This window comes from Frankia sp. AgB1.9 (assembly GCF_016786355.1).
In the GTDB taxonomy this organism is placed as follows: domain Bacteria; phylum Actinomycetota; class Actinomycetes; order Frankiales; family Frankiaceae; genus Pseudofrankia.
Genome location: NZ_JADWYX010000110.1, coordinates 15530 through 31877 on the forward strand (window position 1 = coordinate 15530; position 16348 = coordinate 31877).

Here is a 16348-nt window from a genome sequence, read left to right on the forward strand (position 1 = left end):
ATCTATGCTAGGACCGGGCGACGACAAGGTTGCCGATGACTTCCTCACCAAGGCTGCGGCCCGACTCCGGGACCGGACCGGCGCCGATCTCACCTTGGCTGGCCAGGTGCATCCGCGGACCAGGACGCTGACCATACGGAGCGTGGAGGGCGCGCGAACCGATGCGTGTCTGGGAATGACCACGACACCGGGGCGGGGGACCGGTGGGCGAGTAGTCGCCCTCGGCCGCCACGTACTGGACGGCTACGGAGGCAACTCCGTCGGAACCTCCGGTGAGCCGCGCCAGTTCACCTGCTCCGAGCGCGTCCGTTCCGTGCTTGCCATGCCACTGCGGCTGGATGGCCGGGTGCTGTATGTCCTGTATCTCGCGCAGCGAGCCGACAAACCGATCAGCGCAACGACCACCAACTCCGCGCTGCGGTACGTCCGGCAGTTGGAATCGTTCCTTGCGCAGACCGCGCGGAAACATCAGACCGGCGCGCCACGGCGATGGAACGTCGACGAGCGTGCGCTGGTCCAGATTGACCGCGAACTGGCACGGCTCTCCTTCGACATTGCGAGAAGACCTGTCAAAGCCCGGATCGCGGCCATCCGGGACCTGCTCGCGGACAGCGTGCTCGAGGCGATGCCACGTCCGGAGGCTGCATACCCTCTGACCCGACGCGAGTTGGATGTACTCGGCCTGGTGGCTGAGGGATGTTCGAACGCCGAGGCCGCGCAACGCCTCGCCGTGAGCCCCGAGACGGTCAAGGCCTATCTACGCAACATTCACAGCAAGCTCGGAGTGCGAAACCGAACCGAGGCCGTCGCCGTTGCGCGCCGATGCGGGCTGCTGCCGTGAATGTCGGGTAGCTAACCCTGGGTGGTGTTCGCTGGCTCAGCCACGGTGTAGCGAAGTCCGGAGTGTCGTGCCGCAGGGAGGGCTTTGGTGAGCTGGTCTGATCGCCGCGCAGCGACGGGCAGCCCGGCGGTATCCGCGCCGGATCGGTTTGCAGTCCCGAAGAACACGAAGACATCCCGACGGACGGGTGGGTGGACTTGTCGGATCGGCCTGGCAAGTCGGTCGCATGTTTGATCACCTTGCGCTTCAGGTCTCCGACGTTCTGGCGAGCGCCTCGTTCTACGAGACAGTCTTGCGCCCCTCGGTGGCAGTCGGCTGGTGCAGGTCGAGCGCGACACCGGCACTGTCGTCGGGTTCGGCGCCACCAGACCGACCTTCTGGCTCGGCCCCGTGACGACGACCAGGAACGGGCAGGGACCCAGCGAAAGCCGTCTCCTGCCGGACCTCGCTGATCGCGTTCGCCATCAGCTCCAGCCAGCGCCGCCGATGCTCGTCGCGGATACCGAGGCCGAGGCGGCTGCGCAGCAGCGCCTGATGACCACCGAGCGTCGCGGAGAAATCCGCCGGCCCACCGAACACCTCCGCCAGCCACACCGCGACATGATCGAGATGGGTCGGCGTGAAATCCGCGAAGACGGGTGCGAGCAGTTCGTCAGCCAGGACCCGGTCGTAGAACGCCGCGGACAGCCGCCGCAGCCCTTCTGTCATGTGTACGGCTCAGTAGGTGGCGGGCGCATTCGCGTCCGCCACCGACTGAGGGCGCCTGACTGTGGCAGCGGCTGAGCGCTGCCACAGTCAGTGGACCGTTGGAAGTTCCGTCAGGGCGTGCTGGGCCAAGCTGAGATGGGTGCGCAGGGTCGGTAGGTTGTGGCGGGCCAAGGCCTTGACATCTGGGTTTGTCCCAGTCCGGGTCACCTGGACCGTCGCGTCGATGACCTTGCGATGATCCGCGATCTCGAAGGTGAGGAACTCGCGGTCGAACGCAATGCCGTGCAGCGATCCGAGCTTGCGCAGCTCGCGCTGCTGGTCGGCGGACAGCGTGGTCGGCAGCGAGACCCGCAGCTGTAGGGCGACCTGGTTCAGTGCGGCGAGTGCCGTGGTGTGGTCGGATACGAGCCGCCGGCCCACCGCGCGGGTGTCGGGGCGGACGCCCTTGCGGGCAGCGAGGCCACCGCTATAGATCTCGAAGCGGTTGCCCCGAGCGAAGTCGACCATCCACGTGCGGTCCTGCTGGGAGACCACCATCGTCGGCGGACGACTGGTCGGGGCCGACGCCGCCCGCGCGGGCGTGGGTAGCCCCGCGACCGCCACCGCACAGCTCACACCGATGCCGAGGTGGACCAGCGGCTTCAGCCGCGCCCCGCCCTCCCGACGCTTCACCTTCTGTGCCGTCATGGTTACTGTCCGTACCCAAGTTGGGGTAGCGTAACCTCACGTAGCGTGAACCCGAGCCTTCCGGCTGACGTCGCTCAGCGCGTTCGAAGAAGCGGGATCCGCTCCCACGCTGCGCCACCTGCGGCGTCTGGGTGTACGGATCTCGCTCACTCGGCGTCGGCCTATCAGACGGGTCTTCACCTGGCTCGATCAAGCGGACCCGCGTTTCGCGGCGTACATTGCCAGGTCTGCCTGGTGGAGCAGTGCGTCGGGGCTTGTCGGTCGCTGGTCGCGGTCGAGCGTGACTAGTCCGAGGCTCGCGCGCGGGGTGTAGGCGTGGCCTGCCAGCTGGCAGGGTGCCTGCATGCTTGTCGCGAGGCGTTCGGCGGCGCGGCGCGGGTCCTCGGCGCAGGCGCTGTTGAGGATGGCGGCGAACTCGTCGCCACCCAGGCGGGCGACCGTGTCGCTGGCGCGGGTTCCTTCCCGTAGCCGCGCCGCGATGATCCTCAGCAGCTCGTCGCCCGCGGCGTGGCCGTACGTGTCGTTGACGCTTTTGAAGTGATCGAGATCCATGAACAGGACGGCAAGGGGGTTCGACGGGCTGGTGGGCCCGCCGCCAGTACCAGCTGCTTCGTTGATCGCTTGCTGCAGCTGCCGGGTGAACAGGGCCCGGTTCGCCAGGCCGGTCAGCGAGTCGTGGAACGCCTGGTAGTGCAGCTGGCCCTCCCGTTCCTGGATCTTGGCGAGCAGGCAGGTGTTTTCGGCGATGGTGAACATCTGCCGCGCGAGGGCGAGCACGAGCAGCGAGACCATGCCGTAGGTCTCGACCTGGTCGAGCGGCGCGCCGGCCACGGACCGTCCGAAGATCAACAGGCCTGCGGATGCGAGCACTAGATAGGGCAGCATGGCGTGTGCCCACATGGTGCGAGAGTGCCGCGGTGGCGGGCCATCCGGGTCCGCCGTGAACCGGTCGGGCGTGAGCGCCGCGAGCGTCATCAGCAGGATCGACGCGGTGTAGAGGATCAGGCTCCACGCCGGAAGGTCCTCGTGGCCCCGGGCCTGGCGGTAGATGAAGGTACTGCTCGCAAACCCGTAGATCAACAGGCCTGTCGCCAGCAGGGTCAGCGCGGTCGGGGACTTCGGGCGGCGGAAGCTCGCGATCAGCAGGACGGCCACCGCAAGTGTCAGTGATCCCACCTGCTGGATCACCGAAAACATCAGCACCGGGACGCTCGACGGGTTCGCGCCGGTGACCGTGCGCAGCTCAGTTGCCCACTCTATGAGGACGACGGAGCCGACGATCAGCGCACAGTCAAGGATGATGATCGCGTGCCAGCGCCGCGGACCACGGCTGCGGGCGCCCCCGGCCTCCGCCGGGTAGGTGGGCAGGCAGAGCAGGCCTGCCAAAGCCAGTCCGTAGAACACGTCGAGCACCAGATAGGCCGACGAGCCACGGGCGGCGAGCGAGCCCCCGCTGAGTAATGTCGCCGTGGTGACGAGGTTCGTTGCTGCCATGGCGATTGCCAACACGCCGATGAGCCACCGCCATCGCCGGTCGCCGGCGCGGGCATGCCGCGCGCTCCACAGGCACGCCCCGGCGAGGGCGACCTCGGAGGCGAGGGTCACGAACATCCCCGCGATCAACGCGGGCCCGGGACTGAGCAGTACCGTGAACGCGGCCACGAGCGCGGTCAGGAGCACACAACCCATCGCGGCGCGTGAGAACAGCCACGACGAGCGGCCCGCGGGACGTTGGAAGGCCGGTGTCGTACTAGCGACGCGAGGTCCAACCATCACACTCCCCTGAACCCAGCTTATCGTCGTCGTCCCAGTTCGGACAGTGACAGGCTGAGGGCTCAATACCGCCTTTGCTGCCCTTTCGCATGTATGCGCTGGACACAGGGAGGCGCTCGGTCGGGGCCCGGGGGGCTACGTGAGCCGCGCGAGCAGGCTCCGCACGTGATCACGAAGCCAGTGCGCGCGGCTGCGCGCGTGGTCGCCTCGCGGAGAGGACCCCCCTCCCGCAGGGCAGACTGGGCCTGGTGCACGACGACGACCGCACCCCCGAGGCCGGTACCGGCCGCGAGCAACGGCGCGTACAACGTCATCGTCGTTGCGTGCGCGGCAGCACAGCACGACCACCAACGCGGACACAGTCGCCGCCGTGGTGGTCACGGCACAGACGACCACCGCGCCGCGCTCCCCGACAGCGGCTCCCCTCGGCCACCGGACGGAGACCCGTCGGGTGGTGTCTCTCGTCGACAGACGTCGCCCGGCGTCACCTACATAGCCACAGAGCCCCGCGCCACCCGTCGGCGGCTGTGGGGCCCTGACCTGCCTCAACCAGGCGTGCACTCCCAGGGAGTCGTGATCGTCGTCGCGTCGAGCGCGGGACTTCCCGCAGATGGACCGGAGCATCGATCCCCGTCGCCGAAGACACCGCCACCCGGCCACCTGACCAGCGTGTTCCCGGGAGGTCTGGGAGCGCTGGGCGAGCGAGCTGGAGGGCCTTAAGCGGATTGCCGGTGGGGACGGCAACCTTCGCGGGTACGAGCGGCTACGCCGTTTCGTCCGCGGCGCCACCGATCCGACCTGAGGGGGCTATCGCCTGCATCATCCCGTCCCGCACCATTTCTTAGGTCTCTTCGACGAGTGCCTCGACAGTGTTCCCGGCGGCGTGATGACCGAACAGATACTGACCTCGCACCGGCCCGCCCGGCAGCGGACCGGCGCCCGCAGCGACACTCTCGCCGATGTGCTCGAGCGTGTTCTCGACAAAGGTGTGGTGATCGTCGGCGATGTGGTCATCAGCGTGCTCGACGTCGAGCTGCTCACGCTCAGACTCCGGTTGTTCATCGCCTCCGCCGACACCGCCCGGGAGATGGGCCTCGACTGGTGGCTGAACGATCCATTCTTCTCCTCCAAGGCACCCGTGCGTACGTCCGAGCAGGGTCAAGACCAACTGGCCGAGGAGAACCGTCAGCTGCGCGAACGCCTCGACAAGCTGGAACGGTCGCTGGGCCACCAGCAGCAGCCCGCCGCGCTGGCAGCAGCCAACAGCGCGCAGGGCGTTCTGGAAGGCCAGGTCCTGAACGAGGCCGAGCCGGCCTTCAGCGCCAGCGCGGACGATGACCGGAGCGGGCCGCCGGCCGGCCGGACCGAATCCAGGGGACCGTGATGCGGCCGGCGACCGGCGCCGCCGGCGAACTCGCGGCCAGGCTCGCCCCCGACGTTCTCGACGAGGCCGTGGCCGACGCTCGGGCGCAGGCCCGCTCGCGGCTGGCGGCGGCGCTGGCGGACGAGATCGTCACCGCGGCGCTCGACGCCGACACCGACCTCGGACGCCCGCCTCCGCGCAACCAGGCGCCCGCGGCGACGCGCCCCATCCGTCCGGCGCGCGCGCGGCCCTTGTCCACGGAGCCGGTCTCGCCGGCCGAGCCAGTCACGCCGGCCCGGCCAAGCGCGGCAGCGACCGGGACGTCGGTCGCTGGGTCGCAGGCCGCCGGCACGGCCGACCGCACCGGGCTGTACGCCTACGGGATCACCGACGCCGCGGCCGCCACCGACGACATCGTCGGGCTCGACGACCAGACCCCCGTCGAGACCATCCGGGTCGGACAGGCCGCCCTGGTCACCTCCACGATCGACCTGGACATGCTCGCCGGCCTGGAACAGGAGGTCTCCGAGACGGGGCAGCTCTCCGAGTCCGGGCGCCTCGCCGACCTCGCCAGCCGGCACGACCGGGTGATGCGCCTCCTGCTTGACCGCGGACCCGTGCTGCCGCTGCGGTTCGGCACGGTTCTGCCGGACCGGCCGCGGGCCGAGCGGCTGCTGCGGCTGTCCGAGGGTGAGCTGGCCGCCGAGCTGGACCACGTTCGCGACCACCGGGAGTGGGGCCTGCGGGTCACGCCGCCGGACAAGCACGACGCCCGCGAGCAGGCGCAGGACACCCCGGACGCGGGTCCCGCCACGACTGAGGAGGCGAGCGGGACCGCCTACCTGTCCGCCCGGCGTGACGACCTGCGCAGCGCCGCGCTGCGGGAGGAACACCTGACGGGCCTGACCCGGCGGATCCACGACGAGCTCGCCGCCCTCGCGTCGGACGTCGAGATGCGGTCCGGCCGCCCGGGGGCCGGACGGCTCAACGCGGCCTACCTGGTCGGCCGCGCGGCGGAGGACGACTTCCTCGACGCCGCCGCCACGGCGACGCGTGAACTGGCGGACGCGGGGTGCGAGGGCCGCCTTACCGGCCCCTGGCCGCCCTACTCGTTCGTCCGGCTGACCCTCGGGGAGGCATCTCATGACTGAGCTGGCCCGCCAGATCGCGCCCACGGCGCGGACCACGCCGGCCGGGCGTAGGGAGGCTGGCCGCCGTTCGTCGCTCGGCTCCGGGCACGCGCTGTCCGACCTGCTGGACAGGCTGGTGGACAGCGGCGCCGTGGTCACCGGCGACGTGATTATCGGCCTGGCCGGTGTGGACCTGATCCGGCTCGACCTGCGGCTGCTCCTGATCGGCGCCCAGAGCGCGATCGAGGCCGGCGCCGGGGCCGAACTCCGCCCCGCCCTCTCGGCACAGACGCGGCCAGAGCCGGACCACTCGGACGGGGTGGTCGAGGGGGAGGTCGTCCGTCCGGCCAGGCCGGACCAGCCGCGGACAGGCCCGGCGGCAGGCGGGAGGGCCGAGCCGTGACCAGGCGAGGGCGCGCGGTCCGTCTGACAGCTGACCCGCAGGAGGTCGGGCGCGGACTCGGACAGGTTGTCGTCGTGCTCCTCGAGCTGCTGCGTGACCTGCTCGAACGCCAGGCGGTGCGGCGGGTCGACAGCGGCATGTTGCCGCCCGCGCAGGTCGAGGATCTCGGGCGGTCGCTGATCGAGGTGCGTGACGCCATCGCGCAGGTACGGGACTCCCTCGGGGTGAACGCCGAGCAGGCCCGGGCTGCGACCGCGCGAGCCCGGGAGATGGTCGGGGAATGGCCGCCCACCGACCTCGCCGACGACATCGTGCCGGCCACCACCTTCCGCGGGGTTGACGACCGCGGCGGACGCGGGCGGCGATCCAGCCGTGCCGGTGGCCGCGGCGCACACCACCGGCCCAGCGCGACACCGGCCGTCGGCCGCCTGTTCGCAGCCGGCCGGCGGCACCACGAGCAGGGATGGCCCGCGGCCGGTGCCCGCGACCCGGCGCCACCCGGATGGGACATGTCATGACGGTCGCGTCGCAGGCGATCGGCCGGGCTCCGCGCCCGAGCAGCCTCGCGGACGTGCTTGAGGTGGTCCTCGACAAGGGGATCGTCATCGACGCGTACGTGCGGGTCGCGCTGGTCGGCATCGAGATCCTCACCATCGACGCCCGCATCGTCATCGCGAGCGTCGACACCTACCTGCGTTTCGCCGAGGCGGTGAACCGGCTGGACCTGCAGTCGAGAGAGTCCGAACAGGTCACCGGCGTGCCCGGCCTCGTCCGGTCGGTGAGCGAAGGCGGCTCGCGGCACAAGGCGAAGGGCGCGCTGGAAGGGGTCAAGGACACCGCGCAGGACTTCGTCGCGTCGCTGCGCGGCGACGACGAGGACCGTGACGAGGTCTCCGTGAAGCGGGGCGCCAGGGCCGAGCTCACCAGCGGCGCGGACCGTGGGCTGCCGCCGGGCCGTGGAGCGCCCGCGGACCGGGCCGGAGCCCGGTCAGGCTCGCCGGAGGGGGAGTGACGTGGCCGCGTTGCTGCTCTACGCCGTGGTCCGTGCCCGGCACCCGCTCGCAGACCCGCCGCCGCTGGGAATGGGCGACCCGCCCGGTCCGGTCCGGCTGATCCGCCAGGGCGACGTCGCCGCCGTCGTGAGCGCGATCCCCGAGCCCGTGGACCTTGCCGACCGGGACGCGGAGCGCCACCTCGACATCCTCATCGACCTGCTCGCCGACGGCCCGGTCATCCCGCTGCGACTGGGATCGGTCGCCCCGGACGAGGACGCCGTCCGCGACGAGGTCCTCGGCGCGCTGGCCCCGGACCTGCGCACGCGGCTCGACGCGCTCGACGGCCTCCTCGAGGTGCACGTCGACGCGGACGAGGACGAGCTCACGGCGATCCGGGCGGTGCTGGCGACGGACCCGTCGCTGGCCGGGGCTCGGGCCGCCGCCAGGGACGCGGCCGACGTCCAGGTCCGGATGTCGATCGGCGAGCAGGTGGCGGACCGCGTGATTGCCCGCCGGGCTGAGGAGGCGGAGATGCTCCTCGACGAGCTGCGCCCGTTCGCCCTCGCGGACACCGGCCGCGGCCCGATGGGCGGGCCGGAGGACCCCGTCCTGCGCTGGGCTTTCCTCGTCCACCGCGACCCCAAACCCGGCCACCGTGACCTCGCGCGTTTCGACGAGGCGGTCGAGCGCACCCGCCGTGACCATCCCGAGCTCGTGATCGAGTACGTCGGCCCACTGCCCGCCTTCCACTTCCAGGGTCCCGTCGAGCCCGCCGACGAGCCCCAGGTCAGCAGGTGGGGTTGGTGAGCCCGCAGGCCCGCCACCGGGCCGGAAGGAGAGCGCGATGAACGTCAAGGTGATGTTGGCCGGCGGGGTCGGCTACCTGCTCGGCCGGACGAAGAAAGGCAAGGCCGCCGTCAAGTTCGCGCTGTGGGCCGGCGGGCACGACGCCAACGTCAAGGATCTGGCTCGTGGGCAGGCGCTGAAGCTCCTCGACAGTGACGAGGGCAGGAAGCTCGTGGCTCAGGTGCGCGGGCCGGTCCTCGCGAGCGGGCGGAAGGCCGCGCTGTCGGCCTACGAGCATCGGGTCGGGTCGCTGACCGAGAGCCTCTCGCATCGCACCGCCGAGCTGCGGCACTCGCTCGACGAGACGCCGGCCGCAGAGCTCGGCGGGGTCGCCGGCACGCTCACCGGCACGCTGAACGACACCTTCAGCCGCTGGGGCACGCCCCACGGCGCCGAGCCCGATGGCGACGCCGCCCGCGCGGAGTCCGATGAGACGTCGGCGGAGTCAGACGAGATGTCGGAGCCCGAGACAGCCGCTCCTGGCCGCGAGGCCGCCAGCGGTGAGGCCTCTGACGCCGAGGATTCCGACAGCGACGTCCCTGGCGGCCAGGCCGCCGAGAGCGGCGCCGACGAGTCTCCGGATGAACCGGACACCGCATCGGGCGAGCGCCGGTCCCCTCGCCAGGACGCGGTCGTTGCCGGGAACCGGCGGCCGCCGTCCCGCCATCTCGACTTCCGACCGGCGGCCAAGCGGCCCGATCCGGCGTCGGCAGCCAGCAAGAAGCGAGCCCGAGCCGCGTCTTCGGCCCGGTAGGAGGTGGATCGATCATGGCAGCCGCGGATACCGACCGGCATGCGGGTGGCCTCGCGGGCGCGCTCCTGCGTGACCAGGCGACCGAACAGCTGATGCGGGAAGTGAAGAGCTTCCTCGCCGCCGAGGGGCAGAAGGCGGTCCGGCAGGTGGGCGAACGTCTCGGCTCGGCGACAGGCGGGCTGGGACCGGCCGGCGAAGGAATCAAGAAGATCGCCGCCGGCGAGTCGCCGGGCAAGGCAGCCACGTCGACCGCGCTGAGCATGCTGAAAGAGAAGGTGAAGGGCGCCGTCGGCCTCGGCGGGGGCGTCGGCAGCGCGGGCGGGTCGGGTGAAGCCGGGCCCCCGAAGGTCACCCACATCGCGGAGAGCCTGGACGTCGCGGTACCTGTCTCCACCGCCTACGACCAGTGGACCCAGTTCCAGGAGTTCCCGAAGTTCATGAAGGGCGTCGAGGGCGTCGACACGAAGAGCGAGACCGAGCAGAACTGGCGGGTGAAGGTCTTCAAGTCCCGCCGGACCTGGCAGGGAAAGACCCTCGAGCAAATCCCCGACCGTCGGATCAAGTGGACGACGGAGGGCGGCAAGGGGACCACCAAGGGCGCGGTGACCGTCCACCCGCTGGCGGACGACCTGACCCGGGTCGTGCTGACGATGGAGTACTACCCGAGTGGATTCATGGAGAAGATCGGCAACGTCTGGCGGGCAGGAGGACGCCGTACCCGCCTCGACCTGAAGAACTTCCGCCGCTTCATCACCATCCAGGGCGAGGCCACTGGCTCCTGGCGCGGCGAGATCCGCGACGGCGAGGTCGTCCGGGAGCCCGACGAGGACGCCGATGCCCCTCTCGAGGACGAGCGGCCCGCCGCACCCGCCGCGACAGCGCCGGACGACGACGACCGACCCGCGGAGGGCCACGCGGAGCCGGGCGGATCGACAGCCCAGAACGGGCCGGAGGCTGGCGACGACGACCGAGACGCCACCGAGGGCCGCGACGGCTGAGCGCCGCCGGTCCCCACTCGCGGCGTCCGGCCTGAGATCGGGTGCCGCGGGTGCAGCTACGGATGGGACAGGCGCACGTGCGCCGCTGGACCGGGCAGATACTTTCCCTGCTGACGGACACGGACGGCGACATTCTGGGCGTTGATGGCTTCGCGTCGCACCGGCTGCCGCTCGTGGACGCGCCGCACGCATACGAGATCTTCCAGAAGAGGCAGGACGACTGCGTCAAGGTCGTCCGCAAGCCTCAGAGCTCAGCTGGGCCGTAGGGACGAGCGGCCCGTGTTCCAGGCGTCGAGGATGGCGGTGGAGGATCGGCCTTCGATGGCCATGATCGCGCGTGCGCCGAACAGGATGTCGTCGGTGAGGGCTGGCTCGGCGTGGGCGAGGCCCTGGGCGAGTTGTTCGGCGGCGACGTTCTGGTGGTGGGCGTCGGCGACGACGTGTACCTCGAAGAAGTGCCGGGCGTCGGCGCCGAGGCCATGGCGGCGAAGCGCCGAGGCGTAGGTGCCCATCGGCTCGACGGAGGTCATCTCGAAGACGGCGAGGTGGCCGATCAGCGCCGCGCGCAGGCGGCGGTGCAGGCCGAAGTACGTCGGGAGGTTCACAGTGGCGAGGGTGGTGGCGGGGATCCGGTCGAGGTAGTGGCCGTAGCTCGGGTCGAGGCCGAGCGTCAGCATGGTGACACCGAAGAGGTTCTGGTGGGCGTCGGGCGCCCGGCCGTTGCCGTACTCGTCCATCTGGATCTCGATCAGGGCGGCCTTGGCGTAGCCGGAGAGCCGGGGAATCGCCCAGGAGTGCGGGTCGGCTTCCTTGAGCTGCAGCAGCGAGCGGTGGATGGCGAACTCGCGGAACTGTTCGAGTGAGCCTTCCTCGGCGAGGTAGCGCGACAGGGACGGGCCGGTCGAGCATCCGATGATCTCTCGGAGGGCTGCGGGCACGTCGGACGGGTCGACGCCGTCGCGCGGGGGAGCGGCGACCTCGGCAGCGAGGTGTCGTAGCCGGGTCTCCAGGTCGTCCTCCAGCTCGGCGCGCAGCGTGAGCAGGGTTGGCTCCCACTCCCACCGGTCATCGACACCGGCGAAACCCCGGTAGTGCAGCTCGTACAGGCAGTAGAGCGCGAGGGCCCCGTCCTCGCCGAACAGGGCGTCGTCGTCGGGCGTCGGCCACCCGGCGAGTGGCCGCGCAGGCCGGGCCAGCTGGCGGAGCAGGAACTCGCTCAAGGTCCCTCGCGGGGCTGGCAGCCCGCCAGGGGCCAGTTCGCGCGGCTCCAGCACGGTGCCGTACCGGACCGGCCGCGCCGCCGCGCCGAGCGTCGCCGGGTCGGCTGTCGCCGCGTGGTCAGTGGCCATGGTCAGCAATCTCGGTGTGCACAGGTCGGGAATGCCCGGCGGGGAAAGGCGTAACCTCGCCGCCGGCCGTGGGTGGCGCAGGCGGAAATCCTCCCGTAACAGCGGGGTTGGGGCAGGCGTGGCGGGTAGGTCGCGGGTCGACACGGCGGCGTCCCGGGTGGCTTGCGTCATCCCGCCGGCGAAAGATCAGGAGTGCTGGCATGCCGTTCTTTGATCCGATCGAGTCGGGGTTCTACGGGTCCTGCCTGGAGAATCTGCTCGCCGACACCAGGCTCGGGCCGGTTCTGACTGACGGGCTGGTGGAGCTGGGCGCGGGTACCGGCATCCCGATGGTCGAGGCGCTGCGGCGCCAGGAGTCGACGGTGGCGGTGCGTGGTTTCGAGCTGGACGAGTGCTCGCAGCGGGTGGCCGCGGGGGTCGTGGAGAAGTCGGGGCTGGCGAACTACCAGGTCGTGCACGGCGACTTCTTCGACGGCGCCCACGCCGGCCGGGAACGGTGCGCGGTCGCCAACCCGCCCTACCTCCCGGCTGCGGGCGACGCGCCGGAGCTGTGGGGCGGCGTCACCGGTGCCGAGATCTCCCGGCGGGTGCTGTCCGAGGGTTTCGAGATCGTCCTGCTGCTCGTCTCCTCGATCTCCGACCCGGTCGGCCTGCTCGCCCATGCTCGGGCGGCCGGCTACCGGGTGTCGGACTGGATGGCCCGACCCATCGTCTTCGGCGCCTACACCCGCGACAGCCGGGTCAGTCACCGCGTCGGCGAGCTGGCCCGCGCCGGCCACGCGTTCTTCACCCCGGAGACCTACGTGATCGCCGGCGTCACCTGGGTTGCCGACCCGGCGGGCCCCGACGACATCGAGGCACTCACCCAGGTACTGACAGCCGGCCACGCGGCCTCCATCGGCACCGCCGTGGCGGCCTGACGGCGACGACCGGATCTCTGCGACGTCCGGCTGTGCGAGGTCGTTTCTCGTAGATCTTGAGGTTCGACGCAGGGTCCAGCCAAAGGGCCCAGGCCGACCGTCGGCGGATCTTGGTTGCGCCGGTCGTTCGTCGGCACCTTGGTGCCCGTGATCGCCGTTTCGGCCCTGTCGTGGTCGCGGAAACGCCCAGGTCACGACCATGCCAGGGCCAGGACGGTGATCAACCGCCGGCAGCCGAGGCCGCGCACGGCGACGATCTCAGGCGAGATTGGCGCAGGACGAGGCCGTCTTCGCCTCCGGCGGGTACCAGTCTGAGTCGATCAGTGTCCGGTCCGTGCAGGACGCCGTCCCGACCAGGATCTCGCCCACGTCCTACCTCGCCCGATTGCCGCCGGCCAGTTTGGCTTCAGCTGACGACTTCCCCGCGGGACCCGTGGCAACTAGCCACGCGGCGCCTGCCGCACACCAGCTGAGCGGCCTCTGTCCGCTCGTCAGGTCGTCGCGCCGCGGGAGTAGGGCGCGGGGGGATGACGCCGACGTGTTGCCTACGAGATGGCGGGTTATTAGTGGGCCTGGTCCATGATCCGAGAGGTGAGGGCCAGGATTCCGCCGACCACCAGGGCGACGCCCGTCATGATCCAGAGAATCAGCCAGTGGGTGGGAAGCGCGCACGCGCCCAGCGCGAACCCGAGGATGATCATCGAGACGGCGATCCAGGAGCCCGCGTTGCCTCGCTGTGCTGCCCGCGTGCCCGCGGTCGCCTCGGGCCGCGCCGCGAACTGTTCGGTGAGGCTGCCCTCCGCTGGGCGATCGTCGACGTCGGCCGTAGCGTCCTTGTTCTCCATTATTCTCTACCCTCGGTCGTCGTCGCCCGGTCCGGCCGATTGGCCGGGCCTGGAATCGATTATTTGATGACAGCGTCAATCGTCTTCTTGACGGCGCTTGGCTGTACCGGGCTGTGCGGCGCCTTCTCCTTCGCCTCCAGTAGCCGCTGTCCGATCTCGGAGAGCTGCTTGCGGCCGAGCTTCTCCCGAACCTTCGGGAACCACTCCTCTTCCTCTTCGTCGATGTGATGGGTCACATTTTCGATGAGGACGGTGGTTTTGGCGGTGAATCGTTCGGCGTTGGGCCGAAGGGCGGCGAGCTCCATGGCGAGCAGGTCCGCGACGTGGTGTTCTTCGTAGGATTCGAGGATGTCGTCCTCCAGTTCGGGCAGCAGGCTGCGCACTTCCGGGTACATGACCTCGTTCTCGATATAGGTGTGCGCGGTGAGCAGCTCGATGATCTTTGTGACGAGTTTGCCTCGCGTGGCGGAGGCGCCCTCGCTGGCCTCCTGGAACTGCTTGAAGGCTGCCTTGATCTCTTTGTGATCCGCTTTCAGCACGACGATTGCGTCGGTCGACACATTTCCTCCGAGTCCGGGCATCGCGGGGGTGTTCTTTGAAGCGCCCCTCCCCGCACGCCTGGCTCCCAAACTCCGGCGATGGTCGAGAATTGGCCTGACGCTCGTTTGCTTACCGCCCCGTGACGGCCGGCGCGTACGGTGAGGGCGGCGGGACTGGCGGTTGCTGGTCGCCGGTGAACGGGAACGCGTCCTTACGGGCTGGTCCGGCTCGTAAGTCGGTGTCCGACGGGTGGTGGCGGTGTTTACGCCGGGGAACCGCATGCTGGGGGGCTTGCTTGATCTGGGACGGGTGGCGGTCTTCGAGCAGTTGCCGGAGCTGGTCGCCGAGCACGCGGCCGAGGCGAATCTGACGCAGGTACAGCTCTACGTTGTGGACGTCCGCGGCCAGGCGTTGCGGGAACTGACAGGCCGAGGACTTGATGCCGGCGGGGGCGGACAGGAGTTCGGCGTCGACAGTTCGCTGCCTGGCCGCGCGTTCCGGGACGTGCGCACGGTGGCCGCGTCCGCGTCCGGGGACGACGGCCGGGTGGTGCACTGGGCGCCGGTCCTGGACGGGACCGAGCGGCTGGGGGTGCTTCGCGCCGAACTTCCTCCCGGGGACGACGCCGCCGCGACCGCGCTGCGTGAACTGGCCGCGCTGGTAGGCCTTCTCCTGGTGAGCAAACGGGAGGTCAGCGACTCCTACGCCCGCCTCACCCGCCGACAGCCGATGACGGTCGCGGCGGAGATGCAGTGGCATCTGATGCCTCCGTCCTCGTTCGCCAACCGTCGCGTCGTCGTCGGCGCGGCGATGGAGCCGGCCTACGAGGTCGGCGGCGACGCCTTCGACTACGCGGTCGCCGGGGACATCGTCCACATCGCGGTCTTCGACGCCATGGGCCACGACACCGCGGCCGGTCTCGCGTCCAACCTCTCGGTCGCCGCGTGCCGTGCCTTCCGGCGGCAGAACGCCGACCCGATCACTATCGGCCACGAGATCGAGCGGGTGCTCGTCGAGCAGTTCGGCTCCGGCCGGTTCGTCACGGCGGTCCTGGCTGATCTCGACACCAGCAGCGGGAAGCTCAGCTGGGTCAACTACGGCCACCACCCGCCTGTCGTCATCCGGGGTGGGCGGTGGGTCACCTCACTGCCCTGTCCGCCCGCCTACCCGTTGGGTATCGACCTGGGGCTGGACGCCACCGTGTGTCAGGAACAGCTCGAACCCGGGGACCGGTTGCTGCTCTACACCGATGGAGTGACCGAGGCGCGCGACGCGACCGGCCGCGAGTTCGGACTGTCCCGCTTCGTGGACTTCGTCGTGCGGCACCACGCCGACGGGCTGGCGGTCCCGGAAACCCTGCGCCGTCTCATGCGCGCGTTGATCGACCACCATGGCGGCCACCTTCAGGACGACGCCACCGTCATCTTCCTCGAATGGGCCGGACCCCACGAGGCCAACAAGCGAATCTGAGCGCGACGCGCCGGCGGGTGTCCGCGCCGGCTGATCGGGTAGGGCGCCACCGACCGCGTCACCCGGCCGCGGTTCACCATCGCGGTGTTCGAAAGCCTGCGCGACGCCGTCCACGGTGCCCGCCCCGGCGGCCACCCCGCCGGCTTCGCGCCGACCACGACCCACAGTCCCAACTGTCCGAACACGGCGTATCCGTCTGGCTGGACGACCTGTCGCGCGAACTGCTCGCCGGCGGCGAGCTGCAACACCTGATCGAGGACCGGCACGTCGTCGGCGTCACGACCAACCCGACGATCTTCGCCTCCGCGCTGGCCAAGGGCGACCGCTACACCGACCAGCTACGCGGACTCGCCGACGCGCACGCCACCGTCGACGACGCGATCTTCCAGATCACTACCGACGACGTCCGCACCGCCTGCGACGCGTTCCTACCGACCTTCCAGGCCACCGGCGGCGTGGACGGACGCGTGTCCATCGAGGTCGACCCCCGGCTCGCCCGCGACACCACGGCCACCATCACCGCGGCCCGAACACTGTCCGACGCCGTCGACCGGACCAACATCCTGGTCAAGATTCCCGCCACCGAACAGGGCCTGCCCGCGATCACCGCCACCCTGTTCGGACTGCCCGTTGGACCGACGAACGGTAGCCATGTGGTCGTCGCGGATCTCGATCGCGCCCGCACTGCCCAGGATTCGCACCGTCTGCGGGAACGTCACCGAGGTG

The 16348-nt window shown here is 70.4% G+C and carries 18 protein-coding genes and 1 pseudogene; 13 read left to right on the plus strand and 6 right to left on the minus strand.

Features of this window, described 5'->3' with window-relative positions; genetic code table 11:
• The first annotated feature begins 4 nt into the window (after positions 1–4).
• Positions 5–841, plus strand: a complete 837-nt coding sequence (locus I6A60_RS32020; RefSeq protein WP_203024973.1) for a response regulator transcription factor — start codon at positions 5–7, stop codon at positions 839–841.
• A gap of 279 nt (positions 842–1120) precedes the next feature.
• On the opposite strand, the gene I6A60_RS32025 is transcribed toward I6A60_RS32020, so the two are convergent.
• From I6A60_RS32025 to I6A60_RS32035, 3 genes are all read right to left on the minus strand, one after another.
• Positions 1121–1549, minus strand: a complete 429-nt coding sequence (locus tag I6A60_RS32025) for a hypothetical protein (protein WP_203024971.1) — start codon at positions 1547–1549, stop codon at positions 1121–1123.
• Positions 1550–1636: 87 nt separating this feature from the next.
• Positions 1637–2236 (minus strand): DUF4142 domain-containing protein, encoded by a 600-nt coding sequence (locus tag I6A60_RS32030; protein WP_203024969.1) that lies wholly within the window; start codon positions 2234–2236, stop codon positions 1637–1639.
• Between the two features lie 189 nt (positions 2237–2425).
• The gene (locus I6A60_RS32035; RefSeq protein ID WP_203024967.1) at positions 2426–4009 is read right to left on the minus strand and encodes a GGDEF domain-containing protein; all 1584 of its coding nucleotides are present in this window, start codon (positions 4007–4009) and stop codon (positions 2426–2428) included.
• Between the two features lie 886 nt (positions 4010–4895).
• On the opposite strand from I6A60_RS32035, the gene gvpJ reads away from it, so the two are divergent.
• The 9 genes and pseudogenes from gvpJ to I6A60_RS32080 form a co-directional block, all read left to right on the plus strand.
• Positions 4896–5393: a gas vesicle protein GvpJ gene (gvpJ, locus tag I6A60_RS32040; RefSeq protein ID WP_203024989.1), complete on the plus strand. Its 498-nt coding sequence runs from the start codon at positions 4896–4898 to the stop codon at positions 5391–5393.
• Positions 5393–6523, plus strand: coding sequence for a GvpL/GvpF family gas vesicle protein (locus I6A60_RS32045; RefSeq protein ID WP_203024965.1), 1131 nt, complete (start codon positions 5393–5395; stop codon positions 6521–6523). Before gvpJ ends, I6A60_RS32045 begins: the two co-directional genes overlap by 1 nt.
• Positions 6516–6905 (plus strand): gas vesicle protein, encoded by a 390-nt coding sequence (locus I6A60_RS32050; protein WP_203024963.1) that lies wholly within the window; start codon positions 6516–6518, stop codon positions 6903–6905. Before I6A60_RS32045 ends, I6A60_RS32050 begins: the two co-directional genes overlap by 8 nt.
• A 74-nt stretch (positions 6906–6979) precedes the next feature.
• The gene (gene gvpK / locus I6A60_RS32055) at positions 6980–7423 is read left to right on the plus strand and encodes a gas vesicle protein GvpK (protein WP_374113458.1); all 444 of its coding nucleotides are present in this window, start codon (positions 6980–6982) and stop codon (positions 7421–7423) included.
• A complete protein-coding gene (locus I6A60_RS32060) occupies positions 7420–7917 on the plus strand; it encodes a gas vesicle structural protein GvpA (RefSeq protein WP_203024960.1) in 498 nt (165 codons plus the stop codon). The genes gvpK and I6A60_RS32060 overlap by 4 nt, the downstream gene beginning before the upstream one ends.
• Position 7918: 1 nt before the next feature.
• The gene (locus I6A60_RS32065) at positions 7919–8707 is read left to right on the plus strand and encodes a GvpL/GvpF family gas vesicle protein (RefSeq protein WP_203024959.1); all 789 of its coding nucleotides are present in this window, start codon (positions 7919–7921) and stop codon (positions 8705–8707) included.
• Between the two features lie 37 nt (positions 8708–8744).
• Positions 8745–9500, plus strand: a complete 756-nt coding sequence (locus tag I6A60_RS32070) for a hypothetical protein (RefSeq protein WP_203024958.1) — start codon at positions 8745–8747, stop codon at positions 9498–9500.
• A gap of 14 nt (positions 9501–9514) precedes the next feature.
• The gene (locus tag I6A60_RS32075) at positions 9515–10498 is read left to right on the plus strand and encodes an SRPBCC family protein (RefSeq protein WP_238436695.1); all 984 of its coding nucleotides are present in this window, start codon (positions 9515–9517) and stop codon (positions 10496–10498) included.
• A gap of 47 nt (positions 10499–10545) precedes the next feature.
• Positions 10546–10764, plus strand: a pseudogene (locus I6A60_RS32080) (glutathione-dependent formaldehyde dehydrogenase); the annotation flags it as partial.
• Here the strand turns inward: I6A60_RS32080 and I6A60_RS32085 are convergent.
• Positions 10750–11847: an iron-containing redox enzyme family protein gene (locus I6A60_RS32085; protein ID WP_203024956.1), complete on the minus strand. Its 1098-nt coding sequence runs from the start codon at positions 11845–11847 to the stop codon at positions 10750–10752. The pseudogene I6A60_RS32080 and the gene I6A60_RS32085 overlap by 15 nt on opposite strands.
• Before the next feature lie 200 nt (positions 11848–12047).
• Between I6A60_RS32085 and I6A60_RS32090 the strand changes: the two genes are divergently transcribed.
• A complete protein-coding gene (locus I6A60_RS32090; protein WP_203024955.1) occupies positions 12048–12767 on the plus strand; it encodes a methyltransferase in 720 nt (239 codons plus the stop codon).
• 563 nt (positions 12768–13330) lie between these two features.
• Here I6A60_RS32090 and I6A60_RS32095 read toward each other — a convergent pair.
• Together I6A60_RS32095 and I6A60_RS32100 are read right to left on the minus strand one after the other, a co-directional pair.
• Positions 13331–13612, minus strand: a complete 282-nt coding sequence (locus I6A60_RS32095; RefSeq protein ID WP_203024954.1) for a hypothetical protein — start codon at positions 13610–13612, stop codon at positions 13331–13333.
• A 59-nt stretch (positions 13613–13671) separates the two neighbouring features.
• Entirely contained in the window at positions 13672–14172 is a 501-nt protein-coding gene (locus tag I6A60_RS32100; RefSeq protein ID WP_203024953.1) for a hemerythrin domain-containing protein, read from the minus strand.
• Positions 14173–14431: 259 nt separating this feature from the next.
• Here I6A60_RS32100 and I6A60_RS32105 point away from each other — a divergent pair, with 259 nt between their 5' ends.
• Positions 14432–15622, plus strand: coding sequence for a PP2C family protein-serine/threonine phosphatase (locus I6A60_RS32105; protein ID WP_203024952.1), 1191 nt, complete (start codon positions 14432–14434; stop codon positions 15620–15622).
• Positions 15623–15639: 17 nt separating this feature from the next.
• Positions 15640–16348: transaldolase family protein (locus I6A60_RS32110; RefSeq protein WP_307873967.1), on the plus strand; the 709-nt coding region annotated here is incomplete at its 3' end.

Excerpts from the sequence above, each read along its gene's own strand:
- I6A60_RS32030 (WP_203024969.1), bottom strand. The coding sequence starts at position 2,236 with ATGACGGCACAGAAGGTGAAGCGTCGGGAGGGCGGGGCGCGGCTGAAG.
- I6A60_RS32050 (WP_203024963.1), top strand. The coding sequence starts at position 6,516 with ATGACTGAGCTGGCCCGCCAGATCGCGCCCACGGCGCGGACCACGCCG.
- I6A60_RS32020 (WP_203024973.1), top strand. The coding sequence starts at position 5 with ATGCTAGGACCGGGCGACGACAAGGTTGCCGATGACTTCCTCACCAAG.
- I6A60_RS32070 (WP_203024958.1), top strand. The coding sequence starts at position 8,745 with ATGAACGTCAAGGTGATGTTGGCCGGCGGGGTCGGCTACCTGCTCGGC.
- I6A60_RS32045 (WP_203024965.1), top strand. The coding sequence starts at position 5,393 with ATGCGGCCGGCGACCGGCGCCGCCGGCGAACTCGCGGCCAGGCTCGCC.
- I6A60_RS32075 (WP_238436695.1), top strand. The coding sequence starts at position 9,515 with ATGGCAGCCGCGGATACCGACCGGCATGCGGGTGGCCTCGCGGGCGCG.
- I6A60_RS32105 (WP_203024952.1), top strand. The coding sequence starts at position 14,432 with ATGCTGGGGGGCTTGCTTGATCTGGGACGGGTGGCGGTCTTCGAGCAG.
- I6A60_RS32035 (WP_203024967.1), bottom strand. The coding sequence starts at position 4,009 with ATGGTTGGACCTCGCGTCGCTAGTACGACACCGGCCTTCCAACGTCCC.
- I6A60_RS32095 (WP_203024954.1), bottom strand. The coding sequence starts at position 13,612 with ATGGAGAACAAGGACGCTACGGCCGACGTCGACGATCGCCCAGCGGAG.
- I6A60_RS32025 (WP_203024971.1), bottom strand. The coding sequence starts at position 1,549 with ATGACAGAAGGGCTGCGGCGGCTGTCCGCGGCGTTCTACGACCGGGTC.
- gvpJ (WP_203024989.1), top strand. The coding sequence starts at position 4,896 with ATGACCGAACAGATACTGACCTCGCACCGGCCCGCCCGGCAGCGGACC.
- I6A60_RS32085 (WP_203024956.1), bottom strand. The coding sequence starts at position 11,847 with ATGGCCACTGACCACGCGGCGACAGCCGACCCGGCGACGCTCGGCGCG.
- I6A60_RS32090 (WP_203024955.1), top strand. The coding sequence starts at position 12,048 with ATGCCGTTCTTTGATCCGATCGAGTCGGGGTTCTACGGGTCCTGCCTG.
- I6A60_RS32060 (WP_203024960.1), top strand. The coding sequence starts at position 7,420 with ATGACGGTCGCGTCGCAGGCGATCGGCCGGGCTCCGCGCCCGAGCAGC.